The organism is Chromobacterium piscinae, assembly GCF_021129175.1.
Taxonomy (GTDB): domain Bacteria; phylum Pseudomonadota; class Gammaproteobacteria; order Burkholderiales; family Chromobacteriaceae; genus Chromobacterium; species Chromobacterium piscinae.
Genome location: NZ_JAJOHV010000034.1, coordinates 1 through 24,885, shown reverse-complemented (window position 1 = coordinate 24,885; position 24,885 = coordinate 1). Strand labels below are relative to the sequence as shown.

25 protein-coding genes are annotated in these 24,885 nt (G+C 62.7%); 14 read left to right on the top strand and 11 right to left on the bottom strand.

Annotation, left to right across the window (positions count from 1 at the left end; genetic code table 11):
- Positions 1-56: 56 nt before the first annotated feature.
- Positions 57-1,148, top strand: coding sequence for a DUF6765 family protein (locus tag LQR33_RS11380; protein WP_231468969.1), 1,092 nt, complete (start codon positions 57-59; stop codon positions 1,146-1,148).
- A gap of 216 nt (positions 1,149-1,364) precedes the next feature.
- Positions 1,365-2,981 (top strand): DUF6119 family protein, encoded by a 1,617-nt coding sequence (locus LQR33_RS11375; RefSeq protein ID WP_231468968.1) that lies wholly within the window; start codon positions 1,365-1,367, stop codon positions 2,979-2,981.
- Between the two features lie 563 nt (positions 2,982-3,544).
- Here LQR33_RS11375 and rng read toward each other — a convergent pair.
- Positions 3,545-5,041, bottom strand: coding sequence for a ribonuclease G (gene rng / locus LQR33_RS11370; RefSeq protein WP_166438790.1), 1,497 nt, complete (start codon positions 5,039-5,041; stop codon positions 3,545-3,547).
- 14 nt (positions 5,042-5,055) lie between these two features.
- On the bottom strand, positions 5,056-5,652 hold the full coding sequence (locus LQR33_RS11365) for a Maf family protein (protein ID WP_231468966.1): 597 nt from the start codon (positions 5,650-5,652) through the stop codon (positions 5,056-5,058).
- Between the two features lie 275 nt (positions 5,653-5,927).
- On the opposite strand from LQR33_RS11365, the gene LQR33_RS11360 reads away from it, so the two are divergent.
- From LQR33_RS11360 to LQR33_RS11315, 10 genes are all read left to right on the top strand, one after another.
- Positions 5,928-7,094, top strand: coding sequence for a multidrug effflux MFS transporter (locus tag LQR33_RS11360; protein ID WP_166438792.1), 1,167 nt, complete (start codon positions 5,928-5,930; stop codon positions 7,092-7,094).
- 101 nt (positions 7,095-7,195) lie between these two features.
- Positions 7,196-7,984 carry a 16S rRNA (adenine(1518)-N(6)/adenine(1519)-N(6))-dimethyltransferase RsmA gene (gene rsmA / locus LQR33_RS11355; protein WP_221663777.1) on the top strand — a complete coding sequence of 263 codons (789 nt, stop codon included), beginning with the start codon at positions 7,196-7,198 and terminating at the stop codon, positions 7,982-7,984.
- Between the two features lie 156 nt (positions 7,985-8,140).
- Positions 8,141-9,049 carry a glutamate/aspartate ABC transporter substrate-binding protein gene (locus LQR33_RS11350; RefSeq protein ID WP_166438794.1) on the top strand — a complete coding sequence of 303 codons (909 nt, stop codon included), beginning with the start codon at positions 8,141-8,143 and terminating at the stop codon, positions 9,047-9,049.
- Positions 9,050-9,197: 148 nt separating this feature from the next.
- Positions 9,198-9,938, top strand: coding sequence for an amino acid ABC transporter permease (locus LQR33_RS11345; RefSeq protein ID WP_166438795.1), 741 nt, complete (start codon positions 9,198-9,200; stop codon positions 9,936-9,938).
- Positions 9,938-10,603: an amino acid ABC transporter permease gene (locus LQR33_RS11340; RefSeq protein WP_166438796.1), complete on the top strand. Its 666-nt coding sequence runs from the start codon at positions 9,938-9,940 to the stop codon at positions 10,601-10,603. The genes LQR33_RS11345 and LQR33_RS11340 overlap by 1 nt, the downstream gene beginning before the upstream one ends.
- 5 nt (positions 10,604-10,608) lie before the next feature.
- Positions 10,609-11,343: an amino acid ABC transporter ATP-binding protein gene (locus LQR33_RS11335; RefSeq protein WP_221663794.1), complete on the top strand. Its 735-nt coding sequence runs from the start codon at positions 10,609-10,611 to the stop codon at positions 11,341-11,343.
- 270 nt (positions 11,344-11,613) lie between these two features.
- Positions 11,614-12,354, top strand: a complete 741-nt coding sequence (locus LQR33_RS11330) for a substrate-binding periplasmic protein (protein ID WP_221663778.1) — start codon at positions 11,614-11,616, stop codon at positions 12,352-12,354.
- A 77-nt stretch (positions 12,355-12,431) separates the two neighbouring features.
- Positions 12,432-13,811, top strand: a complete 1,380-nt coding sequence (gene argH, locus LQR33_RS11325; RefSeq protein ID WP_231468964.1) for an argininosuccinate lyase — start codon at positions 12,432-12,434, stop codon at positions 13,809-13,811.
- Between the two features lie 120 nt (positions 13,812-13,931).
- A complete protein-coding gene (locus LQR33_RS11320; RefSeq protein WP_231468961.1) occupies positions 13,932-15,473 on the top strand; it encodes an EAL domain-containing protein in 1,542 nt (513 codons plus the stop codon).
- Positions 15,474-15,554: 81 nt separating this feature from the next.
- Positions 15,555-16,250: an aspartate/glutamate racemase family protein gene (locus tag LQR33_RS11315; protein ID WP_221667503.1), complete on the top strand. Its 696-nt coding sequence runs from the start codon at positions 15,555-15,557 to the stop codon at positions 16,248-16,250.
- A gap of 6 nt (positions 16,251-16,256) precedes the next feature.
- Here the strand turns inward: LQR33_RS11315 and LQR33_RS11310 are convergent, their stop codons facing one another.
- Positions 16,257-17,168: an AraC family transcriptional regulator gene (locus LQR33_RS11310; RefSeq protein WP_231468959.1), complete on the bottom strand. Its 912-nt coding sequence runs from the start codon at positions 17,166-17,168 to the stop codon at positions 16,257-16,259.
- Between the two features lie 105 nt (positions 17,169-17,273).
- Here LQR33_RS11310 and LQR33_RS11305 point away from each other — a divergent pair, with 105 nt between their 5' ends.
- Both LQR33_RS11305 and LQR33_RS11300 read left to right on the top strand, forming a co-directional pair.
- Positions 17,274-18,284: a zinc-dependent alcohol dehydrogenase family protein gene (locus LQR33_RS11305; RefSeq protein ID WP_166438802.1), complete on the top strand. Its 1,011-nt coding sequence runs from the start codon at positions 17,274-17,276 to the stop codon at positions 18,282-18,284.
- Positions 18,285-18,414: 130 nt separating this feature from the next.
- Entirely contained in the window at positions 18,415-19,197 is a 783-nt protein-coding gene (locus LQR33_RS11300; protein WP_331282864.1) for a DeoR/GlpR family DNA-binding transcription regulator, read from the top strand.
- Between the two features lie 69 nt (positions 19,198-19,266).
- On the opposite strand, the gene ybgF is transcribed toward LQR33_RS11300, so the two are convergent.
- The 8 genes from ybgF to LQR33_RS11260 all read right to left on the bottom strand — a co-directional run.
- Positions 19,267-20,007, bottom strand: coding sequence for a tol-pal system protein YbgF (gene ybgF, locus LQR33_RS11295; protein WP_104945874.1), 741 nt, complete (start codon positions 20,005-20,007; stop codon positions 19,267-19,269).
- A 123-nt stretch (positions 20,008-20,130) separates the two neighbouring features.
- Entirely contained in the window at positions 20,131-20,649 is a 519-nt protein-coding gene (locus LQR33_RS11290; RefSeq protein ID WP_166438804.1) for an OmpA family protein, read from the bottom strand.
- Positions 20,650-20,661: 12 nt separating this feature from the next.
- Positions 20,662-21,948 (bottom strand): Tol-Pal system beta propeller repeat protein TolB, encoded by a 1,287-nt coding sequence (gene tolB, locus LQR33_RS11285; RefSeq protein WP_231468955.1) that lies wholly within the window; start codon positions 21,946-21,948, stop codon positions 20,662-20,664.
- Between the two features lie 28 nt (positions 21,949-21,976).
- The gene (locus LQR33_RS11280) at positions 21,977-22,864 is read right to left on the bottom strand and encodes a TonB family protein (RefSeq protein ID WP_231468953.1); all 888 of its coding nucleotides are present in this window, start codon (positions 22,862-22,864) and stop codon (positions 21,977-21,979) included.
- Complete coding sequence (locus LQR33_RS11275; RefSeq protein ID WP_021478825.1) at positions 22,861-23,274, bottom strand: biopolymer transporter ExbD; 414 nt, start codon at positions 23,272-23,274, stop codon at positions 22,861-22,863. The genes LQR33_RS11280 and LQR33_RS11275 overlap by 4 nt, the downstream gene beginning before the upstream one ends.
- A gap of 117 nt (positions 23,275-23,391) precedes the next feature.
- The gene (locus LQR33_RS11270; protein ID WP_221668957.1) at positions 23,392-24,057 is read right to left on the bottom strand and encodes a class I SAM-dependent methyltransferase; all 666 of its coding nucleotides are present in this window, start codon (positions 24,055-24,057) and stop codon (positions 23,392-23,394) included.
- A gap of 60 nt (positions 24,058-24,117) precedes the next feature.
- Positions 24,118-24,297: a DUF3460 family protein gene (locus tag LQR33_RS11265; protein ID WP_221663786.1), complete on the bottom strand. Its 180-nt coding sequence runs from the start codon at positions 24,295-24,297 to the stop codon at positions 24,118-24,120.
- Between the two features lie 64 nt (positions 24,298-24,361).
- Positions 24,362-24,885 (bottom strand): TMEM175 family protein (locus tag LQR33_RS11260; RefSeq protein ID WP_231468951.1); only part of this gene is annotated, 524 nt, incomplete at its 5' end.

The window sequence follows — 24,885 nt, the reverse complement described above, 5'->3', positions numbered from 1 at the left end:
TTTTCTGTATTGCAGGTACAGAAAGTTGGCTTGTTAAATGATTCTAGGAGATAAGCATGCAAATTGATATGCACTATTATGGGACTTATGCAATGGCAGCTGCTGCAGGAATTCCCCGCGATGATGCAGAAATTGTCGCTCATGCCTCTCAATATGTAGATGATCAAGATCATGAAGAATTGAGGTCGGTTAGAACTGTAAATGGTGATACATGTGAAGCCGTCATAGGAATTGCAACGGCACATAGTCCATATGATATTTCTGCAGACGTAGGTTTAATGAAGTCTGTGATAAATAAGCTCACGAGACATCCGATGAATAGTACTGCGGATGACAGCAGACTTGTATGGGTTCCTTTTCATTTTTTACCCGGAGGGGGTAACGGGAAATATCTTGAACGTATCATGTGCAAGAGGGATAGTCAGATTGCCCAAGAGATGATAGACCATCATATCAAGCAAAAGGATGAAAAATTTAATCTGCAGTTGTTGGGGATTGCTGCACATGTATATGCAGATACATTTTCCCATTTTGGTTTCTCAGGAACAACATCTTCGTTAAACCAGGTAGAAAAAGATACTATTTCTTTGGATGGTCATACATCATCTAAAATGCAAGAAATGCTGTGGAATGTTAGTGAAAGAATAAAAACGGGATTTGCCAATAATTCAGGTCTGGGGCATGGTGGAGTAGATACTTTACCAGATATGCCTTTTTTGAAATGGGAATTTGAACATGCACTTGGCTATGTGGATAAGCGTGATAATACTGTTAATTTTTTAGAGGCCTGTAGAAGATTGCATGATCACTTTACTTGTTTCGCTAATGAAAAGGGATATTCAACACCAAGAATTTCGTTTGATGAGATAGCTTCAACTGTGGAGAATATACTTTGCTATGAAGGCGATAACTATGAACGATCAGATCAATGGAAAGTGGCAATGAAGAATGGGCACCTTGGCCCAGTGGAATTGTGTAAAGATTATAATTCACGTAGTTGGACTGAAGAGTTAATTGGGGCAATGGAAAATCGCAATGCAACCAGTATCACTAGTAGTTCAGCTTATTTGTTTCACACTGCAGCTGAATACCATCGGCACTATGTGCTTAAACGGCTCTTGCCTGCGCATCAAGTCATTGTTGCCTAAGATAGATTTTTAATTCCAATTTAATGCGGCCATGTATTGCAACGTAAACTTCTAGAGGGAAACTAGCTTAAAACGTACAATTCATACTAAAACAAATATAGATGAAATTCCCTCAAAATTATTAGGATGAAGATTAATTTACAAAATTATCTTTATTAATCTTACCTGCGCATACATCAAAGCAATTCTCAAACAATCAACCTTGAAAGGAATGCTATGAGTACCGCATACAACATATACAAATTGAGATCAGAATATCTTGAACAATTGCTAGAGAAAATATCATCTGTTGGGCTGGCAGAGCAAAAAACAATAAATGATAATGGCTATAAAATGACTTTTTATTTCTCAGAAAATGTTAAAGGTAATCCTATATGGTGGTGGAACACATATAATGTTTTTTTCAAGGACGGTATAGTCGAGCCACATAACATATTTCATTTTGCTCTTCTCATTTCCATCAAAGAGGACTCACCAGACATCATATATCTAGTCAGTCTAGGAAAAGCACACTTTTACTTAAATAAATATATAGAGCACGACTTTGGTATAAACTTTGCCATCCGAATTGGCGATGAAAAAACTACCATTTTGAAGAAAAGCCGATATTTCGCAGGATCAAAAAGAAATGAAGTATCCGCATATGTAAATTTTTCCCCAAACAGCTACGAACCTGGCGAGTCAGTAGATCATGTCAAAATAAAAGCTGTTGATGCATCTGAATGGGGAGAAAAGAATATTATTCTTGCCGACTCCATTCAAATAGATACAGAACGAAGCCCTAGTGATCTTGCAGATTTGTTTAACAAGATTAGAGAATCCTTTTCCAAAGATGAGTTGATAAAACTACCCAAATTAGAAATTGTTCGCGACGAAAACATTATTAATGAACTTGATATTGAGCTATTGGAAAGTATCAAAAAGGGGGATGGGGATATTGTAATTGATGAGTTTCCAATCTATGGAACACAGATTTGTGTAAGAACATCAGACTGTGAGTATATGATTTTCACAAAAAGTGGCAGGGGAAAACGAGAAGATAAAAAAGATCTTGGCAGTGCGATTCAAATAGAAAACATTGCATCCTACTTAGTGGAAAATAATATAAGTGATATAAATGAAGTAAAAGTCAAAATATCTAGTGAGACCGTCTTCAGTCAAGATGTAAAAGAGTTAATTGATTGCAGACTGAGAAACCAATACTTACTCAAAAACGGTGAGTGGTATTTATTCAATCAAACATTTATGGATTACCTGAAGAAAGCGCTGGAAAACATAGCAATCCAAAAAATGGATGATTTAAACGAGGCTGACTATGTATCATGGAAAGCATCTCGTGAGCAAGAGATACGAGCTACACAAGAAAATCTAGATGCCGACGCCCTCGCCACACAAGAATTTGAGTTAGATAAAATAACATATCGAGAGTTTTATTTTAACAAAAAACAAAGGGATGAAAATGGATTCATATTGCTAGACCGAAGTACTGTTGCAATAAAATCAATAAAAAAGGGGGCAAGAAACTACCAGGTAGAAATAGCTGACCTCTATAAGAATGAGGAAATCATATCCGTGAAAATATCAGATAAAAAAGTAGATCTTATTTACAACATTCACCAGTCAGCAACAGCTATCGAAGTGATCTCTAGAAATGTGGTCCCTGAGCAATACCCTATAAAATCTGTCGCCATCTGGCTGGTTCTGGAAAAAGAGATTACCAAAATAACAGACCTCAACTCAATCCAACTCTTATTAGCGCTCGAAACATGGAGAAAGAAAGTTAGTAAATTCAACTTAACGCCAAAAATTTACATATCAAAACATGTAAAGTAAATTTCTAGAAAAAGGTAGTCGACTATAAACAATAACATGCATTATTGTGACCAAATAGACCGAATCAACGTGCCCCATATCCCCATCAGCGCAAGCCGGCTTCGAAGCCATTCCCAAAGTTTTAAGCCGCCGGTTGTTCGACGTAGCGCCCTGCTAGTTCCGGCGGCTCTTTGGGAATGGGTTTGGAGACGGGGTTTCGCCGCGCTGCTGGGGCGGCCTGGGATTGCCAAGGGGCTGGCCGCCCAGCCCCTGGCCCGTCCGCCGGGCGGAACCGGCACCAAAATCAATCGTCCGCGAAGCGGACACAAAGCCGCGACACCATAACCGGTGCGTCGCCCCTGCGGGGTGACGCACCCTACCCGTACAGCACCCTACCCTCTACACAATACTTATCCACAGCCATCCGCCAAATCCATTTTTATCCACAGCCAAGCCCACGCACAGCCAATACCCCGCGCAAAACAAAACGGGCAACAGCTCATCGCCATTGCCCGTTCTCGCTTTCCCGCTCCATAAGGATGGAGCCGGCGGAACGCCCGGCCACGCCGGGCTTCCGCCCTACCTCACAACAACACCACGTCGAACTGCTCCTGCGTGTAGCTGGACTCCACCGACAGCGACACCGGCTTGCCGATGAAATCCACCAGCATCGCCAGGCTCTGCGACTCCTCGTCCAGGAACATGTCGATCACCGACTGCGCCGCCAGGATGCGGTAGCCCTTGGCGTCGTACTGCCGCGCCTCGCGCACGATCTCGCGCTGCACCTCGTAGCACACCGTTTGCGCGGTCTTGATCTCGCCGCGGCCCTGGCAGGTGGGGCAGGGTTCGCACAGGATGTGGGCCAGGCTCTCGCGGGTGCGCTTGCGGGTGATTTCCACCAGGCCCAGGCTGGTGAAGCCGTTCAGCGTCACCCGGGTGCGGTCGCGCGCCATCGCCTTGGCCAGCTCGGCCAGCACCGCCGCCTGGTGCTCGTCGTTGTCCATGTCGATGAAGTCGACGATGACGATGCCGCCCAGATTGCGCAGCCGCAGCTGGCGGGCGATCACCTGGGTGGCTTCCAGATTGGTCTTGAAGATGGTTTCGTCGAAGTTGCGGTTGCCGACGAAGCCGCCGGTGTTGACGTCTATCGTCGTCATCGCCTCGGTCTGGTCGACGATCAGGTAGCCGCCGAACTTCAGATTGACGCGGCGGGCCAGCGCCTTTTCGATCTCGGCCTCGATGCCGTGCAGCTCGAACAGCGGCCGCTCGCCGGCGTAGCGCTCGATCTTGTCGACGGCGATCTGCACGTATTGCTCGGCGAACTCCACCATGCGGCCGTAGTTCTCGTTGGAGTCCACCAGCACCTTGTCGGTGTAGCCGCTGACCATGTCGCGCAGCACCCGCACCGCCAGCGGCAGGTCGTCGTACAGCAAGCTTTGCGCCGGCAGCGTCTGCGACTTCTGCTTGATGTCGGACCACAGCTTGGACAGGTATTCGATGTCGGCGGCCAGCTCGTCGTCGCGGGCGGTCTCGGCGCTGGTGCGGATGATGTAGCCCCTGGGGCTGCCGGCGGGCAGCAGCTTTTCCAGCCGCGCTTTCAGGCTGTGGCGCTCGGCGTCGCTTTCAATTTTCTGCGACACGCCGATGTGCTCTTCCTGCGGCAGGTGCACCAGGAAGCGGCCGGCCAGCGAGATCTGCGTGGACAGCCGCGCGCCCTTGGTGCCGATCGGGTCCTTGATCACCTGCACCAGCACGGTCTGGCCTTCGAACAGCATCTTCTCGATGCGCTGCGGCTCGGTGGGGTGCTGGCGCTGTTCCAGCACGTCGGCGATGTGCAGGAAGGCGGCGCGCTCCAGGCCGATCTCGATGAAGGCGCTCTGCATGCCCGGCAGCACGCGCTTCACCTGGCCCAGGTAGATGTTGCCGACGATGCCGCGGCTGGCGGCGCGTTCCACGTGCAGCTCCTGGACGATGCCTTCCTCCAGCACCGCGACGCGGGTTTCCTGCGGGGTGATGTTGACCAGGATCTGTTCTTGCGGCCGCGGCAGGTCGCGCGGCAGGGGTATCGATTGATGCAGCATGGCGCCCTCCCGGCTCATGGCAGTTCGAAGCCGAACTCGGCCAGGAGCAGCGCGGTTTCGTGCACCGGCAGGCCCATCACGCCGGTGTAGCTGCCTTCTATATGTTCGATGAACACGCCGGCCTTGCCCTGGATGCCGTAGGCGCCGGCCTTGTCGAACGGCTCGCCGCTGTCGATGTAGCGCTCGATTTCGGCGTCGGACAGGGGCTTGAAGAACACGTCGGTGACCGAGGTCTTGACGAGCAGCCTGCCGCCGTCGCGCACGGCGACGCTGGTGATGGCCTGGTGGCTGCGGCCGGAGAAGGCGCGCAGCATGCGGCGGGCGTCATCGGCGTTCTCCGGCTTGCCGAAGATCTCGCCGTTCTGGGTCACTGTGGTGTCGGCAGCCAGCAGCGGGCGCTCGGGCAGGCCGCAGGAGGAGACCACGCGCCAACCGGCTTCGGCCTTCTCGCGCGCCAGCCGCTCGGTGTAGGCGACGGCGTCTTCGCCCGGCCGCACCGTTTCGTCGATGTCGGCATGGATGCGTTCCAGATGCAGGCCCAGCTGTTCCAGTATCTCGCGGCGGCGGGGGCTGCCGGAGGCCAGGTATATTCGGGTGTCATTGGTGCTCATGTCAGGCTGCTCGTTTGTTCTTGGGCTGCCGCCTAGGTTACCAGAGCGGCCCCGAGGCAACCATCTCCGCGGCGCGGCGGGCCGCGGCCGGCGCGGATTCGGCCTTTCGATTCAAGGCCTTGCGGCGGCGGGGATTTGGTGAACGATTGTAATCCCCCGGCGGCATGCCGATCTGCTGATATGCCATTGATTTTTAAAGATGATAATTTTATGCCAATTGGAGATATGGGCAGGGTTTGATAAACTGTCGACTTTCGCCCTTCGAAGCACGCGTCATGCCGCATTCCAGCCTTGCCGTCCGCCAGTCGAATCCGGCCACCGCCGCCGCCATCCTGCTGATTCTGTTCAACCCCTTGGGCGTGGATTTGTACCTGGCCGCGCTGCCGGCGCTGCAGCGCCATTTCCAGGCCGACGTGTCGGCCAGCATCAGCGTGTTCGTGTTCTGCCTGGGCCTGGGCCAGCTGTTGTTCGGCCCGCTGGCCGACCGCGCCGGCCGCCGCCCGGTGGCGCTGGGCGGCCTGCTGGCCTACGCGCTGGGCTCGGCGCTGGCCAGCCTCAGCGATTCGATGGGCAGCTTCATGCTGGCGCGGATGCTGCAGGGCCTGGGCGCCAGCGCCAGCTCGGTGTGCGCGTTCACCATCATCCGCGACTGCTTCTCCGGCAACGCGGCGGCGCAGCGCTACAGCATGCTCAACGGCGCGCTCAACATCGTGCCAGCGCTGGCGCCGGCGCTGGGCGGGGTGCTGACCGAGCTGTACGGCTGGCAGTCCTGTTTCCTGTTCCTGGCGGTGTCGGCGCTGGCGGCGCTGGCGCTGCTGGCGCGGCTGATGCCGGAGACGCGGCCGGAACGCGTGGAGAATGCGGCGGGGCCGGGCTTTCTGCAGGTGCTGCGCCATCCGGCGCTGCTGCGCAACGGCGCCTGCAGCAGCACCGCGCTGGGCCTGATCGTCAGCTACGTGACGCTGGCGCCGACGGTGCTGATCGAGCGCGGTGGCCTGTCCGCGGCCACCTTCGGCCTGCTGTTCGGGGCCAACGCGCTGCTGATCATGGCGGCCAGCTTCATCGGCCTGGGCCTGATTGGCCGGCTGGGGCCGCGCCGGGTGCTGAAGACGGGCCTGGCGATCATGCTGGCGGCCGGCGCGCTGCTGCCGGCGCTGGCGCATCAGCCCGGCGCCTGGCATTACATGCTGCCGATCGCGGTGCTGAGCGTGGGCTTCGCTTTCACGCTGGGCCCGGCGGCGGGCATGGCGATGGCGCCGTTCGCGGAGTCGGCCGGCCGCGCGGCGGCGCTGCTGGGCTGCGCGCAGATGCTGTTCGCCTCGGCCTTGTCGGCGCTGCTGGCCGCGCTGCCGGTGGCGGGCGAGCTGGCGCTGGGCGGCGCGGTGATCGCGCTGTCGCTGTTCTGCCTGGCGCTGCAATGGCGCATGCCGGCGCGGGGCTGAGGCGCGTTTGGGGCCGCCGCCAGCGGCCAACTGCCTGAATCGCTTGGGACATTCGCCGCCGCGCGAGTACAATCGCGGCTGTTCCCAAGATTGGCAGATTCATGAGCAAGCACATACCGCGCAAGCGTTTCGGGCAGAACTTCCTGCAGGACGCCAGCGTCATCGCCGGCATCGTCCACGCGGTCAACCCGCAGCCGGACGATATCGTGATCGAAATCGGCCCCGGCCTGGGCGCCATCACCAAGCCGCTGCTGTCGCGGCTGAAGCACCTGCATGTGGTGGAGATCGACCGCGACATCATCGAGCGCCTGCGCGCCGAGCATCCGGCCGACAAGCTGACCATCCACGCCGGCGATGCGCTGGCCTTCGACTTCGCCTCGGTCAGCGATCAGCCGCTGAAGATTGTCGGCAACCTGCCGTACAACATCTCCACGCCGCTGTTGTTCCACCTCGCCACTTACGGCAACCGGGTGCTGGACATGCACTTCATGCTGCAAAAGGAAGTGATCGAGCGGATGGTGGCCGAGCCCTCCACCGCCGACTACGGCCGGCTGTCGGTGATGCTGCAGTACCGCTTCTACATGGAGAACATCCTGTTCGTGCCGCCGGAAGCGTTCTGGCCGCCGCCGAAGGTGGATTCCGCCGTGGTGCGGATGATGCCGGCGCCGGGCCGCTGCGGCGTCGCCCGCGACGAGGCGCTGTTGGAGAAGCTGGTGATCCAGGCTTTCGCCCAGCGCCGCAAGACGCTGCGCAACAACCTGAAGGGACTGGCCGACGTGGCCGATCTGGAAGCGCTGGGGATCGACCCCGGCCTGCGTCCGGAGAACCTGCGGGTGGAGGACTATGTCCGTCTGGCGAACCATTTGTCCGACAAGGGAGCGCGCGGCTGAGCCGGTTCCGCGGCCTGCCGCGGTTTCCCGTTGCATTAAGTTCTGACGCAAACAAAAAATAACAGCATACTGTCAGACAATCACTAAAAAGAAGATCATGGCGCCGCGACAGCGGCGCCGCTTTACCCGCAAAGAGAGTCTATAAGGAGAAACCTCATGCGCATTCGCACCTCCGTCGTCGCTGGATGTACGCTGGCCGCCATGTCCACCCTCGCCGCGCTGCCCGCCGGCGCGGCCGAGCTGACCGGCACCCTGAAGAAGATCAAGGATTCCGGCGTGATCGTGCTCGGCAACCGCGATTCTTCCATTCCCTTCTCGTACTACGACAACAACCAGAAGCCGATCGGCTACTCGGTTGACCTCGCCAACAAGGTGGTGGACGAGGTGAAGAAGGAATTGAAGATGCCGAACCTGCAGGTGCGCTACAACCTGGTTACCTCGCAGACCCGCATCCCGCTGGTGCAGAACGGCACCGTGGACCTGGAGTGCGGCTCCACCACCAATAACGCCGAGCGCGGCAAGCAGGTGGCGTTCTCGGTCGGCATCTTCGAGATCGGCACCCGTCTGCTCACCGCCAAGACCTCCGGCGTCAAGGACTTCCCGGACCTGAAGGGCAAGAACGTGGTCACCACCGCCGGCACCACGTCCGAGCGCCTGATCAAGGCGATGAACGCCAGCAAGAACATGGGCATGAACGTGATCTCGGCCAAGGACCACGGCGAGTCGTTCCTGATGCTGGAATCCGGCCGCGCCGCCGCCTTCATGATGGACGACGCGCTGTTGTACGGCGAGATGGCCAAGGCCAAGAACCCGGCCAACTGGATCGTCACCGGCAAGTCGCAGTCCTACGAAATCTACGGCTGCATGCTGCGCAAGGACGATCCGGCGTTCAAGAAGGTGGTGGACTCCGCGCTGGAGAAGACCTTCAAGTCCGGCGAAGTGAACAAGATCTACGCCAAGTGGTTCACCAGTCCGGTGCCGCCCAAGGGGCTGAACCTCAACTTCCCGATGTCCGACGAGCTGAAGGCGCTGTTGGCCAAGCCGACCGACAAGCCCGCCGAATAAGCCAGCCTGGCCGCGCATGCGGCCTTCGCCCTGAACGTAGCCGCCCGTTTTCGCGGGCGGCGGCTTGACCCTGCGCGGCCGGAAGCCGGCCGCCGGGTGGCATCGATCGCCGCGCCGTCTTCCCGACGCGCGGCTGGGAGTGGTTGCAATGAATTATCACTGGGACTGGGGAGTCTTCTTCAAACCCACCGGTGTCGGTAGCGAGATCTATCTGAACTGGTTCGCCAGCGGTCTGGGCTGGACGCTGTCGGTGTCGCTCAGCGGCTGGATCATCGCCTTGCTGCTGGGCATCGCGGTCGGCGTGGCGCGCACGCTGCCCAATCGCTGGATCGCCGGCCTGGCGACCGTCTACGTCGAGTTGTTCCGCAATGTGCCGCTCTTGGTGCAGCTGTTCGTCTGGTACTTCCTGGTGCCCGACCTGCTGCCGGAGGGCGCGCAGGTCTGGTTCAAGCAGGATCTGTCGCCGACCACCTCGCAGTTCCTGTCGGTGGTGGTGTGCCTGGGCCTGTTCACCGCGGCCCGGGTGGCGGAGCAAGTGCGCACCGGCATCGAGGCGCTGCCGCGCGGCCAGCGCAACGCGGCGATGGCGGTGGGCTTTTCGCTTGGCCAGACTTACCGCCACGTGCTGTTGCCGCAGGCGATGCGCATCATCATTCCACCCTTGACCAGCGAATTCCTCAACATCATCAAGAACTCGTCGGTGGCGTCGCTGATCGGCCTGGCCGAGCTGCTGGCGCAGACCAAGCAGACCGCTGAGTTTTCGGCCAACCTGTTCGAGGCCTTCACCCTGGCCACGGTCATCTATTTCACGCTCAATATGAGCCTGATGCTGATGATGAACGCGCTGGAGAAGAAACTCAGAGTGCCCGGCATGATGGGAGGCAAATGATGGATTTCAGCCAAATCGTACCGGCGCTGCCGGGCCTGAGCCAAGGCATGCTGCTGACGCTGAAGATGCTGGCCGGCGGCGTGGCCGGCGGCGTGCTGCTCGGCATCCTGCTGGCGCTGGCGCGCCTGTCCAGCAACAAGGTGTTGTCGGGTTTCGCCACCGCCTACATCTATTACTTCCGCTCCATTCCGCTGTTGCTGGTGATCTCCTGGTTCTACTTGGCGGTGCCGATGCTGCTGAACTGGATCACCGGCAATCTGGAGCCGGTGGGGGCGTTCACCTCCTGCCTGGTGGCCTTCGTGATGTTCGAGGCGGCCTACTTCGCCGAGATCGTCCGCGCCGGCATCCAGGCGATACCGAAGGGCCAGGCCGGCGCCGCCTACGCGCTGGGCATGCGCTACCACCAGGTGATGGGATTGATCGTGCTGCCGCAGGCGCTGCGCAAGATGCTGCCGCTGCTGTTGCAGCAGTCCATCATCCTGTTCCAGGACACCTCTCTGGTATACGCTGTCGGCTTGATGGATTTCCTCAACACCGCCCGCTCCAAGGGCGACATCGTCGGCCTGCCGCACGAATTCCTGATATTCGCCGGCATGGTCTACTTCCTGATCAGTTTCGGCGCCTCCCGCCTGGTGAAGCGCCTGCAACAAAGGTTGGCTGTATGACTGCAATGATTTCGCTGAACAAGGTCAGCAAATGGTATGGCACCTTCCAGGTGCTGACCGACTGCACCACCCAGGTCGCCAAGGGCGAGGTGGTGGTGGTGTGTGGGCCGTCCGGCTCCGGCAAGTCCACCCTGATCAAGTGCGTGAACGCGCTGGAGCCGTTCCAGCAGGGCGAGATCGTCGTCGACGGCATCTCGGTCGGCGATCCGAAAACCGATCTGCCCAAGCTGCGTTCGCGCGTCGGCATGGTGTTCCAGCACTTCGAGCTGTTTCCGCACCTGACCATCACCGAGAACCTGGCCATCGCCCAGGTCAAGGTGCTGGGCCGCGGCCGGGACGAGGCGATGGCCAAGGGCCTGAAGCTGCTGGACCGCGTCGGCCTGCGCGCGCACGCCGACAAGCATCCCGGCCAGCTGTCCGGCGGCCAGCAGCAGCGGGTGGCCATCGCCCGCGCGCTGGCGATGGACCCGATCGCGATGCTGTTCGACGAGCCGACCAGCGCGCTGGACCCGGAGATGATCAACGAGGTGCTGGACGTGATGACCGAGCTGGCGCACGAGGGCATGACCATGATGTGCGTGACCCACGAGATGGGCTTCGCCCGCCGCGTGGCCGACCGGGTGATCTTCATGGATCAGGGCCGCATCGTCGAGGATTGCGCCAAAGACGAATTCTTCGGCGACCTGGACGCGCGCAGCGAGCGCGCGCGCCAGTTCCTGTCCAAAATCCTGCAGCACTGACCCGCAGCGGGGTTTGCTTGGATAAGGCCCGGCATGCCGGGCCTTTTTCGCGTCCGGATCATACCTATGTTGTGCAGATGGTATTTTTGGCGGGATGGGGCCAACAGACGCGTGAGGAACAATTATTATTTTCCATTCAATGGCTTGCCGGCAGCCGCTCTAGTCGGCTGGATGGCGTTTTCGCAACAGCGGTGGGGGATGCGGTCGACAAATGCGCAGCGCATGGCGCTTAGGGGATAGCATTGCTGAAAACATTTCCAAGCAAATGCCGTGAAGAAACTGATCGTCCTGCTATTGTGTTGTCTGGCGTTCGAACCGGCGCTGGCGGACGCGCGCGAGCTGGTGCTCGCCTACAACGTGTTCGAGCCATGGAAAAAACTGGATGCGCGCGGCGAGCCGGCCGGACCTTACACCGAGATCGTGCGCGAGCTGGCGCGGCGGCTGGGCCTGCCGCTGCGCTTCCTGCATTGCCCGCTGTCGCGTTGCCTGGCTGTGATGCAGCAGGGGCGGGCCGACCTGATGATAGGCGTGCGGCCCACGCCGGAGCGCTCGCGCTATCTGGATTTTCTGATGCCGCCCTTCGCCAACAGCAACCATCTGGTGTTTTACCAGCGCAGCGGCGACCCGCGCGCGCTGGCCCGCTACGACGATCTGCTGCCGCTGACGGTCGGCGTGTCGGAGGGGGTGAGCTACGAGGCGGGCTTCGACCGCGACGCCCGCATCCGCCGCGACGCCAGTCCCGGCATGGAGTCCGGTTTTCGCAAGCTGGCCGCCGGCCGCGTCGACGCCTTGATCGTCAACGCGAGCCAGGGCGCGGCGCTGGCCGCGCGGCCCGAGTTTGCCGGCCGGGTGAAGCGGGCGGCGCTGACGCTGGACGACCGCCATCCCAACCGGCTGGCGCTGGCGCGGCGCTCGCCGCTCCATCCGCGCAAGGCGGACCTCGAACAGGCCTTGCGCGGCATGGTGGCCGACGGCACGGTCGCCCGCATCCTGGCGGCTGCTGGACGGTAGGACAAATCCGCGCTGGCCGTGGGCGGTTGCGGCTGGCATAGTAGGGTTTTCGCACCCTCACCGCAGGACGCTACGCCATGCAAGACCAACACGCCTGGTCCGGCCGTTTTTCCGAGCCGGTTTCCGAACTCGTCAAGCACTACACCGCCTCCATCGGCTTCGACTACCGACTGGCCGAGGTGGACATCGAAGGCTCGCTCGCCCACGCCGCGATGCTGAACCGATCGGGCGTGTTGTCCGACGCCGACCTGGAGTCGATCCGACGAGGCATGGCGGACATCCGCGACGAGATCCGCGCAGGCAAGCTTGAGTGGAGCGTGGACCTCGAAGACGTGCACATGAACATCGAGCGCCGACTGACCGACCGCATCGGCGACGCCGGTAAGCGCCTGCACACCGGCCGCAGCCGCAACGACCAGGTGGCCACCGATATCCGGTTGTGGCTGCGCGGCGAGATCGATGCCACCGTCCATCTGTTCGGCGAACTGCAGAAGAGCCTGCTGGACCTGGCCGAGCAGCATGCCGACACCGTGATGCCCGGCTTCACCCACCTGCAGGTGGCGCAGCCGGTCACCTTCGGCCACCACTTGCTGGCCTATGTGGAGATGCTGGCGCGCGATGCCGAGCGGATGCAGGACTGTCGCAAGCGCGTCAACCGGCTGCCCTTGGGCGCCGCGGCGCTGGCTGGCACCACCTATCCGATAGACCGCCATTACACCGCCCAGCTGCTGGGTTTCGACGATGTCTGCCACAACTCGCTGGACGCGGTGTCCGACCGCGACTTCGCCATCGAATTCACCGCCGCGGCCTCGCTGGCGATGATCCACCTGTCTCGGCTGTCGGAAGAGCTGATCCTGTGGATGAGCCCGCGCGTCGGCTTCATCGACATCGCCGACCGCTTCTGCACCGGCTCGTCCATCATGCCGCAGAAGAAAAACCCGGACGTGCCGGAGCTGGTGCGCGGCAAGTCCGGCCGCGTCGTCGGCCACCTGATCGCGCTGATCACATTGATGAAGGCCCAGCCCTTGGCCTACAACAAGGATAATCAGGAGGATAAGGAACCGCTGTTCGACACGGTGGATACGCTGCAGACCACGCTGCGCATCTACGCCGACATGATGCGCGGCGTGACGGTGAAGCCGGAGGCGATGCGCGCGGCGGTGCTGCAGGGCTACGCCACCGCCACCGACCTGGCCGATTACCTGGTCAAGAAGGGCCTGCCCTTCCGCGACAGCCACGAGGTGGTGGCGCTGGCGGTGCGCCATGCCGAAGGCCTGGGCGTGGATCTCGCCGATCTGCCGCTGGCCAAGCTGCGCGAGTTCTCGGCGCTGATCGAGGACGACGTGTTCGACGTGCTGACGCCGGAGGGCAGCCTGGCGCAGCGCGACCATGTCGGCGGCACCGCGCCGGCCCAGGTGAAGGTGCAGATCGCCCGCCACCGCGGCCGTCTGAGCTGAGCCTCCCGGCTCGCGCGCGAACCCTCCTGCGGGAGGGTTTATTTTTTGGTTTAAAATAATACTATTATTTAAAACCAATCATCAATTCCGCATAGCCGGAATTGCACGCGCGGAGAGTCGATGAATCCCCTGCAGCCACGCCGTCGCCATCGCCTGTCCCATTTGATGTTTGCCCTGCTGGTGGCGGCTCTGCCGTTTGCCGCGACGGTGCCCGCGTTGCTGTGGCAGGAGCGGCAGGATCTCCAGGCTTCCGTGCGGCAGCAGGTGGACCAGGGGCTGCAACTGGTGGATGGTATCCTCGACCAGGCCGACGAGGCCGCGCGCATCCTGCTGCCCTTGGCCGGCGGATCGTGCGACAAGGCCGTATATTCCTTGCGCCGCCAGGTGGCGGTCGCGCCCTTCGTGCGCAGCACCGTACTGCTGGATGGCGATAACGTCTATTGTTCGTCGCTGAGCGGCAGCACCCGCTGGGCGATGCCGGCGCGCGGTTTCGTGCAAGGCAGGATGCAACTGCTGTCCGGCAACGCGGTGACGCCCGATGTGCCTTTGCTGTATTACCGGCTCAATCGCGGCGGCGACGCGGCGGTGGCGACGGTGGACGGACGCTATCTGCAGCTGGCCTTGCAGGATGTCAGCGACCGCATCCTGGTGTTTCTGCAGGTGGGAGACCACTGGCTGGGGCCGCGCCGCTACGGCGAAGGGACGATGCCTGCGCGCGGGCAGGTGGAGGAAATCCGCCACTCCAGCCGCTATCCGTTCACCGTGCGCTCAAGCTATGACGTGCCGGCCTGGCACCGGCATCTTTGGTCGCATCATGCGCCGCTGACCGTGATCCTGCTACTGCTGGGCCTGTCGGCCGGCGCGACGTTGTACTGGCTGCTGGGGCGGCCGGCCTCCTTCACCGACGAGCTGCGGCGGGCGCTGGCCAACGACGAGTTCGAAGGCTATCTGCAGCCCATCGTGCAGCCCGGCCTGCCTGACTGGCGCGGCGCAGAGGTGCTGATGCGCTGGCGGCATCCGCGCGAGGGGCTGATCCGGCCCGATCTGTTCATCCCGCGCGCCGAAGAGAGCGGGCTGATCGTCGAGATGACGCGGCGGATGATGGACGCCGTGCTGGCCAAGCTGACCAAGCTGCCGCTGGCGCCGGACTTCCACCTGGGCGTCAACATCAGCCGCGCCCATCTGCAGGAGGGGGGCCTGTACGGCGACTGCCGGCGCTGGGCGGGCCTGCTGGCCGAAAGCGGCGCGGTGCTGACGCTGGAGCTGACCGAGCGCGAAATGGTGGCGATCACGCCCGAGGTCGAGGCGCTGTTCCGCCGCCTGGACGCGCTGGGTGTCCGGGTGGCGCTGGATGATTTCGGCACCGGCCACTCCAGCCTGGTGTATTTGCAGCAGCTGACGGTGGGCGGCTTGAAGATCGATCAGAGCTTCGTCGCCGGCATCGGCAGCGACGGCCTGTCCGGCCACATCGTCGACAGCGTGGCCGAACTGGCGGCCAAGCTGGGCTTGGCGACGGTGGCCGAGGGCGTGGAGACTGCCGAACAGTTCGACTACCTGAGCCGGCTGGGCGTGGGCTGGCTGCAGGGCTTCTACATCGCCCGGCCGATGCCGCTGGACGAATTCGTGCGCCGCGTCCGCCAGGGCGGCACCTGGCAGCGCTGAGCGGCGTTGCGGCCGCCATGCCGCATGGGTAGACTGGCCGGCTCCGCGCCGGCTGTCGGCGCGCTTTTCCACGCAGAAACCATGAACCCTAAAACCATAGGCGTCGCCGGCGTGACCGTGCCCGGCGCCGTAGACTGCCTGTCCAAGATCCACCGCCTATGCGCGGACCGCTTTCCCCACCATCACCACCCGCGCTTCGCGCTGGACCAGCCGGATTTCGGCGTGGTGCACCAGGCCCAGGACGACGACCGCTGGGACTTGGTCGCCGATTCCATCGTCGGCTCGCTCGAACGGCTGGCCGGCGCCGGCGCCGAACTGGCGGTGATCCCGGCCAACACCGTGCACCTGGTGGTGGACGACATCCGCGCCCGCTCGCCCATTCCGCTGATCAGCATCCTCGATGTGGTGGCCGACGCCTGCGCGGCGCGGGGCCTGAAACGGGTGGCGATACTGGGCACCCGCTGGACCATGGCGCGCCGCCTGTACCAGGCGCCGCTGGCCGCGCGCGGCATCGAGGAGGTGATTCCTGACGAAGCCCAGCAGGCGGCGATCCAGCGCGCCATCTTCGAAGAGCTGGTGCCCACCGGCCGCGCCAGCGCAGCCACGCTGGCGGCGCTGCTGGAAGTGGTGGCAGGGATGAAGGCGCTGGGCTGCGACGGCGTGGCGCTTGCCTGCACCGAGCTGCCGTTGGTGTTGAACGACGCCAACTGCGGCGTGCCGGCGATCGATACCACCCTGGTCCTGGCCGAGGCCGCGCTGGCTGCGGCTTGCGCCTAACGCCACTCAGATCCCGGAGGCCGCGCGGCGGTACGCGCCCGGAGGCTGGCCGGTCAGCCGCTTGAACGCGCGCTGGAAGGCGGCGTCGCTGTCATAGCCGATGCGCGCGGCCACCTCCGCCAGCGGAAGCCGGCTTTCCCGCAACAGCGTCCGGGCGCGCTGAATGCGCCAGCCGGTCAGATGATTCAGCGGCGTATCGCCCACTCGGGCGCGGAAATGGCGGGTGAAGGCCGAGCGCGACATGCCGGCGCGCGCCGCCATGCTCTCCAGCGTCCACGGCGCGGCCAGGTCGGCATGAATGGCCTGCAATAGCGGTGACAGCCGGCGGTCGGCCAGAGCCCCCAGCCAGCCATCGCCTTGGCCGGACAGGCAGTGGATGCGCAGCGCCTCGATCAGCAACACGTCCACCAGTTTCTGCACCACCAGCCGCGAACCCAACGCCGGGGCGGCGTTCTCGCGCGCGATCATTTCCAGCGCCGCCCGCAGCAGCCGCGCCCGATCCTCGTCCAGCTTCAGGTGCAGCACCGGCGGCAGCAGGTCCATCAAGGGCGCGCCGGCGGCGGCGTCGAACACGAAGCGGCCGGAAACGATGCCGGTCTCCTCGCCGTCGCCGCCGAAGCGGATCACGCCGTCGCAGCGGCCGGCGAATATTGTGTCGCATGGCGGCGTCTCCCGGCCGGCCTCGTCCATCAGGCGGAAGCGCTGGCCGCCGCTGACGATGAACAGGTCGCCGGCCGCCAGCGGCAGCGGCTGATCCAGGCCCGCGCCGTCAAGTAGGCCGCGGCCGTGGGCGACGATGCCGAAGCGCGCCGACACCTGGTGGGCGAAATCTATGCCCCACGGCGCGCGCGCTTCCAGCCGCGCGTACAGCGCGCTCTCCACCCGCATCGCGGCGAAGATGTTTTCCAGCAGGTCCATGGTGGAATCCGGTACGAAAGGTGAAAAAACGGGTACGGCCAATCATTCATCATGATGACGCGGCGCGGCAAGATGTCCGGGTGATTTTTATCCAAGGACATCCCGATGCAAAGCTATCGTTTTTCCCGTTTCGGCTCGCTGGACCACCTGGCGCGTCATGACGAGCCGATGCCGACGCCCGAGCGCGGCGAAGTGCTGGTGCGAGTGCGCGCCAGCTCATTGAACTACCGCGACCTGGCGCTGTTGAGCGGCCAGTATCCGATGAGCTGGCGCGATGGGTTGGTTCCCCTGTCCGACGGCGCCGGCGAGATCGTCGCCTTGGGCGAGGGCTGCAATCGTTTCCAGCTGGGCGAGCGGGTGTGCAACACCTTCTTCCCGCAATGGTTCGGCGGACCGTTTCCCATTGAGCAGGGCGCGCGCCAGTACGGCAGCAATCTGGACGGCTGGCTGTGCGAATACAAGGTAGTGAGCGAGGAGGCGCTGGTGCGCGTGCCGAATCACCTCGACTGGGCCGAAGCGGCGACGCTGCCGTGCGCGGCGCTGACCGCCTGGACCGCGTTGACCGGCCCGCAACCGGTCAAGGCCGGCGACACGGTGCTGGTGCAGGGATCGGGCGGCGTGTCGCTGTTCGCCTTGCAGCTGGCCAAGGCGATGGGCGCGCGGGTGATCGCCACCACCTCCGGCGCGGACAAGGCGGCCAGGCTGAAGGCGCTGGGCGCGGACGAGGCGATCGATTACCTCGCTGTGCCGGAGTGGGGCGCGCGGGCGCGCGAACTGAACGGCGGCGTGGGCGTAGACCTGGTGGTCGAGGTGGGCGGCAAGGGCACGTTGGAGCAGTCGCTGGCGGCGGTGGCGCCGGGAGGCGAGATCGCGGTGATCGGCTTTCTGGCCGACGGCGCGGCGGAGCTGGACTTCATGCGCTACTTCCTCAGCGGCGCCACGCTGCGGCGCATCGCGGTCGGCCACCGCGAGGGGATGGAAGCGATGTTGCGGGCCATCGCCCGGCATCAGTTGCGGCCGGTGGTGGACCGGGTGTTCCCGTTCGGCGACGCGCGCGCGGCCTGGGAGCATTTCCTCGCCCGCCGCCATTTCGGCAAGGTGGCCATCGTCCACTGAGGCCGGCGCGGCCGCCGTTGTGGCGGCCAGGGGGCCGCCGGCTTCGCAAACAGGCGGAAAGCCCGGGAAATTTGCGGTTCGCATTTGCTATCGGGGGGAAAAATATGTTACTAAAGTAACGTGATTTTCGATTCCGAATAGTTATGAGCCGCGCTCTCCACGACACGACAAAATCCTGCAGCTGGTTCGCGAAAACGGCTTCATGCCCATCGAAGAGCTGGCCCGCCTGCTTGATGTCACACCGCAGACGATACGGCGCGACATCAATCAGCTGTGCGAGGCCAATCTGCTTCGCCGCTACCACGGCGGCGCCGCGCTCGGGAACAGCGTGGAGAACGAGGACTATTTTGCTCGCAAAGGAAAGTTTCAGAGCGAAAAGGCCCATATCGCCGACATGATCGCGCGCAGCATCCCCGACCACGCTTCGCTGTTCATGAGCATAGGCACCACCATCGAGGCGGTGGCGCAGGCGCTGACGGCCACCCACAAGGGGCTGCGCGTCATCACCAACAACATCCACGTCGCCTCCATCATGTCCACCAACCCGGACTTCACCGCGATGATCACCTCCGGCACCGTGCGCGCGTCGGACGGCGGCATCACCGGCGTAGCGACGCTGGATTTCATCAACCAGTTCAAGGTGGACTACGCGATCATCGGCGTGTCCGGCATCGAGACCGACGGCTCGCTGCTGGATTTCGACTACCGCGAGGTGCGCGTCGCCCAGGCGATGATGAACAACGCCCGCCACCGCTACCTGGCCGCCGACCACAGCAAGTTCGGCCGCAACGCGCTGGTGCGCATGGGCCACATCAGCGAGTTCCACACCGTGTTCACCGACGCCACGCCGCCGGAGCCGGTGACCAAGCTGTTGGAAGAGCACAACGTCAGGCTGGTGTTGTCCGAGGCCTGACAGCCATGAAAAAAGGGCGCCGCGCGGCGCCCTTTTCCTTTGCCGGCGCGGCCGCGCCGGACGTTTGCCTTACATCCTGGCCAGCGCCTGCTTGGCTTTCTGCGCGGCGTCGGTCTTCGGGTACAGCTTGATCAGGCGGCGGTAGGTGTTCTTCGCCTGATCCACCTGGCCCAGGTCGCGCTGGCAGTTGCCGATATTGCGCAAGGCGTCCGGCGCGAAATGGTTGTTCGGGTATTGCTCGACGAAGCGGCGGTGGATGTCGATGGCGGCGTCGTACTGCCGCAGCGCGGTGTGGGCGACGCCCAGCCAGTAGTTGGCCTCGGCCGCTTGCGGCGCTTGCGGGTTCTGCTGGATGAACAGCGACAGCGCGTTGATCGCGTTGGGGAAGTCGCGCGCGCGCAGGAGGTTCAGCGCCTTGTCGTAGTCGGGGCTGGCCTGGCTGTCGCCGGCGGCGGCTTGTTGGGCGGCGGGCTGCGAGGCGTCGCGTTTGCCGGGCGCGCCTTCCAGGTGCGACAGGCGGCCGTCCAGGTCGTTGTACAGATCGTTCTGGCGCTTCTGGGTGGTTTGCAGATTGTAGTTCAGCACTTCGACGTCGCCGCGCAGCTTGGCGACCTCGGCCTTCAGGGTGTCGACCTGGCTGACCATCTCCAGCAGCTTCTCATTGGACAGCTTGCTTTCCACCGCGCTGATGCGGGTGGACGCCTGCTGGTTCACCTGGGCCAGTTGGCGGCGGGTCTCCTCCAGGTCGCTGGTGCTGGCGCAGCCGTTCAGGATCAACAGCAGGGCGCTACTGATGGCGATGCGTTTCATGGGCGTTCCGATGGATGAAGATTGCCGGACATCATAACGGTTCGGCCGCCGTTTGGCAGCCGCCCGCGGATATCCGGCAGGGCGAGGACGGCGGGCGGCCGGGAAGCCGCCCGCGCCAGGCGCTTACTGGCCCTGGTAGACGATGTCGGCGCGGCGGTTTTCCGCGTAGTCGGCGTCGCTGTGGCCGGTGGCCTTCGGCTTTTCCTTGCCGAAGCTGACGGCTTCCAGCTGGCTTTCCTTCACGCCCAGCACTTCCATCGCGTGCTTGACGCTCTCGGCGCGGCGCTGGCCCAGGGCCAGGTTGTATTCGCGGCTGCCGCGGGCGTCGGTGTTGCCCTGAATGATCACTTTCTTGTCGTGGCCCTTCAGGTAATCGGAGTGGTTGGCGACGGTGTTCTTGCCTTCGCCGTCGACGGCGGAGGAATCGAAGCCGAAGTACACGCTGCGCTTGGCCAGCGGGCTGTTCGGATCATTCAGCGGATCGACCGCTACCTGGCTTTGTTCGCTGCCCGAGCTCACCGGGGCCTGGGTGGCCGGGGCTTGGGTCACCGGCGCCGCCGGAGTCTCGGCCGGCTTGGTGCTGGCGCAGGCGGCGAGCAGGGTGGCGACGGCGGTGGCGAGTGCGAGTTGCTTCAGGTTCATTGTTGGCTCCCATCAAGGATTATTGAACGGACCCCATGCCGGGTCCTGAACATCACCGTTGAGCACGGCCAGTTTCACCTTGCTGCTGCCATCCGCGGTAGCCGCGTACAGCACGCTCTGTCCGCCGGCGTCGCTGGAATACAGCACCATGCGGCCGTTGGGCGCGAAGCTGGGGCGCTCACTGTAACTACCGTCTGACAACTGCCGGCTGTCATTAGTTGCCAGATCTTGCGACATCACACGGAAATTGCCGGCTGAACGGCGAATATAGACCAGGGTCTTGCCGTCCGGCGACAATTTGGGCGAAACATTGTAACTGCCCTCCCAGGTGACGCGCTGCGCGTCGCCGCCGTTCACCGGCACCCGGTAGATCTGCGGGTTGCCGCTGCGGTCGGAGACGAAGTAGACCATCGAGCCGTCCGGGCTGAAGGCCGGCTCGGTGTCGATGCCGCCGTTGTACATCAGGCGGCGGGCGGAGCCGCCGGCGGCGTTGATGATGTAGACCTGCGAGTTGCCGCTGGTGGTCAGCACCACGGCCAGTTTGCTGCCGTCCGGGCTCCAGGCGGGGGCGGAGTTGCTGCCCTTGAAGTTGGCCACCGCGCGGCGCTGGCCGGTGGCCAGATCCTGCACCCATACCACCGGCTTCTGGCTGGCGAAGGAGACATAGGCGATGTAGCGGCCGTCCGGGCTCCAGCTGGGCGAGATGATGGGTTCGGTGGAGCGCAGGATGGTCTGGCTGCGCTGGCCGTCGACGTCGGAAATCTGCAGCGCGAAGTTGCGGCCGGACTTCAGCACGTAAGCGAGGCGGGTGTTGAAGAAGCCCTTCTGGCCGGTGATCGCCTCGTAGATCATGTCGGCGATCGCGTGCGCCACCTGACGGCTGCGGTCCGGCGTCACGGTGAATTCGCCGCCGGTCAACTGCTTGCGCTGCGACGCGTCCATCAGCCGGAAGCTGATCTTGATCTGGCCGCCGCCGGCGCTTTCCACCTTGCCGATGGCGATAGACTGGGCGCCCGCAGCCTGCCACAGCGGATAGCGGATGTCGGCGGGCTCGAACGGCACGTTGGCGACGGCGGACGGGTCGATCAGGCGAAAGGCGCCGGACAAGGCAAGGTCGTTGCGGATCACCGGCGTCAGGTTGCCCTGGGTCGGTCCCTCGTCCTTGAACGGCAGCACGGAGATGGCGTGGCGGCTGGCGCCGCCGCCTACGATTTCGATGTTCAGTTCGGCGTGGGCGCTGCCGGCGACCAGCATCGCCGCCACCAGCATGCCCCGCAGCAGGGCTTTCAAACTCGGCATGGCTTCCTCAGGGCTTTGTCGCGTCCGCTCAGCGCGGACGGAACGTCAGGGTAAAGGTGCGGTAGCCGTCGTTGAAGTTGGCTCCCGCCGGCAGTTTGGGGAAAGTCTTAGCCTCCCAGACCGCGCGTTGCACGGCATCATCATAGGCCGGAACGCCGCTGCTTTTCACCAGTTGCACCGCTTTGACCTCCAGCGTCGGCAGCAGCGTCACCCGCAGCACCGCCGCCGGATTGCCGGCGATGCCGGGCGGAACCTGCACCAGCGGCGTCACTTTGGCCTTGACCAGGTCTATCCAGCCGGCGTTGACGCCGGAGCCGTTCACCGCGCCGCCGGCCACGCCGTGTTTGCTGCCGGCCTGGTCGCTGCGCGCGTTGGGCTTGCCGCTGGTGCGTGTGCTGTCCAGGCTGGAGAGCAGGTCGTCGGCCTCGTTGTTGTAGGCCTTGGCGGTCTTGTGACCGGGTTTGGCCGCGGGCGGCGTGTGGGTCTTGGCTTCCTTCTTGTCCGGCGCTTTTTCCGCCGCCTTGGCCTTTTCCGGGACTTTTTTCTCCGGTTCGGCCGGTTTGGGCTCGTGCTTGGGCTTTTTCGGCTCGGGCTCGGCCGCCGGCTTGGGTTCCGGTTTCGGCGTCTCGTGTTTGGGCTTGGGCGCGTCCTTCTTGCCCAGGTTGACCTCGGCCGGCGGCGCTTCGACCACCGGTTTGGGTTCCGGCGCCGGTTGCGGCGCGGGCGCGACCGGCGAGGTCACGGCCGGCGGAGGGGGCGGCGCGGTGGTCCACAGCTCCAGCGCCAGCGGCACCGGGCTGGGCGGCGGCGTGGTCTGCAGGCCGCCCCACAGCAACAGGCCGATCACGCCGGCGTGGAACAGCGCCGAGGCGATGAAGGTCCAGGGACGCGGCGAGGCGGACGATTGCGGCTTCATTGCTTGCTGATTTGCTTGACGGTCAGCGCCACGCGCTTGATGCCGGCCTGGTGCAGGCGGTCGGCGATCTTCACCACTTCGGCGTATTTGAGGTTGGCGTCGGCGGAGATGGCCACCGGGCGCTGCCCGGCGCCGGCCAGCGCCTGCAATTGGCTGGCGAGATCGTCCAACGAGTCGACGCGGGTTTTCTGCTCGCCATCCACCAGTTCGATCTTGCCGGCGGCGTCCACGGTGACCTCCAGCGGGCGGACGTCGATGGCGGGCGCCTCGGAGACGCTGGGCACGTCGATCACGCCCGGCGTGAACATCGGGGCGGTGACCATGAAAATCACCAGCAGCACCAGCATCACGTCGATATAGGGCACGACGTTCATCTGGTTCATCTGGCGGCGGGGGCGGCGGTTCAGCATGACGGTGACGGGGTAAGCTCGGTCAACAAACGGCCATCATAGCACCGGCGGGGGGGCCGGCGCTGTGGCCAAAACGTTACAGACCATCCGGCGATGGCGAAAGTTCATGCGCGCCGGCTAGCGGCGGGTGCACAGCGTCAGGCCGTCGCCTATCGGCAGCACGCACATGTGGACGCGCGGGTCGGCCTTCAGGCTGGCGTTGAACGCGTGCACCAGGTGCACGCCGGGCGGGTCTTCCGGTTTGGGCTCCACCACGCGGCCGGACAGGAAGATGTTGTCGATGGCGATGACCCCACCGGGGCGCACCAGCTCGAGGCAGGCTTCGTAGTAGTCGCGGTAGGACGGCTTGTCGGCATCGATGAAGGCGAGATCGAAGCGGCCGGCCTGGCCGTCGTCCAGCAGTTCGCGCAAGGTGTTCAGCGCCGGTTGCAGCCGCAGGTCGATGCGGTCGGCGACGCCGGCCTTGGCCCAGTATTCGCGGGCGATGGCGGTGAAGGCTTCGCTGACGTCGCAAGCGACCACCTGGCCGTCTTCCGGCATCGCCAGCGCTACGGTCAACGCGCTGTAGCCGGTGAACACGCCGATCTCCAGGTAGCGGCGCGCGCCGATCAGCCGCGCCAGCCAGCCCATGAACTGGCCCTGGTCCGGCGAGATCTGCATCTTCGCCAGCCGGTGGCCGGCGGTGAATTCGCGCAGCTCGCGCTGCGCCGGATGCTCGGCGACGGCGATGTCGAACAGGTAGGCGGAGAGGGCGCTGCTGAGCGCCACCGTGTGGCGGGTCATATTCGGGCTTCCAAAATGACGAAACGCCCGCGAGGGGCGTCGGATGCGAACCAGTCGGGTTTATTCCGGCTGGTAGACGTAGGGCTTCTGCGGCACGTTGGATTCTTTCCAGCGGCGCTGGTCGTCCAGGTTGAGCTCGCGGTCCCACAGCGTCAGGCGCAGCTCGCGGCGCTCGCTGTCCACTTCCGGGTTCTTGTCCAGGAAGCCATTGATGAACTGGGTGAATTCGGACTGGTACATCGTACCCTCCATGGTGGCTGATCAGACGATTTTAATCGATTCGAGGCCCCGCCGCCACGCCGGCTCAGCCCTGCTCGCCTTCGCCGTACAGCATGCACTCGATGCGCCGGTCGGGAATCAGCCACATCAGCGCCACCACGAGATACAGCGCGCCGGCCAGCCAGGTCTGGTACCAGGCGAGGCCGATCGCCAGCAGGTAGCACAGGGGCGAGATCTTGCCTTTGATGTCGCCGCCCAGCGCCTCGGACAGCCGGGTGCGGTTGCCGGGCAGGCACAACAGCGCCTGCTGCATGATCCACCAGGCGATCGCGCACATCAGCAGCACCGCGCCATATAGCGCCACCGGCAGCGGCGCGTAGTGGTTCTCTCCCATCCAGCCGGTGACGAAGGGGATCAGCGACATCCAGAACAGCAGGTGCAGATTGGCCCACAGCACCCGGCCGTCGACGCGGCGGGCGGCATGGTAGAAGTGGTGGTGGTTGTTCCAGTAGATGCCCACGTAGACGAAGCTGAGCAGGTAGCTGAGGAACACCGGCAGCAGCGGCGCCAGCGACTGCCAGTCGGTGCCGTGCGGCACTTTCAGCTCCA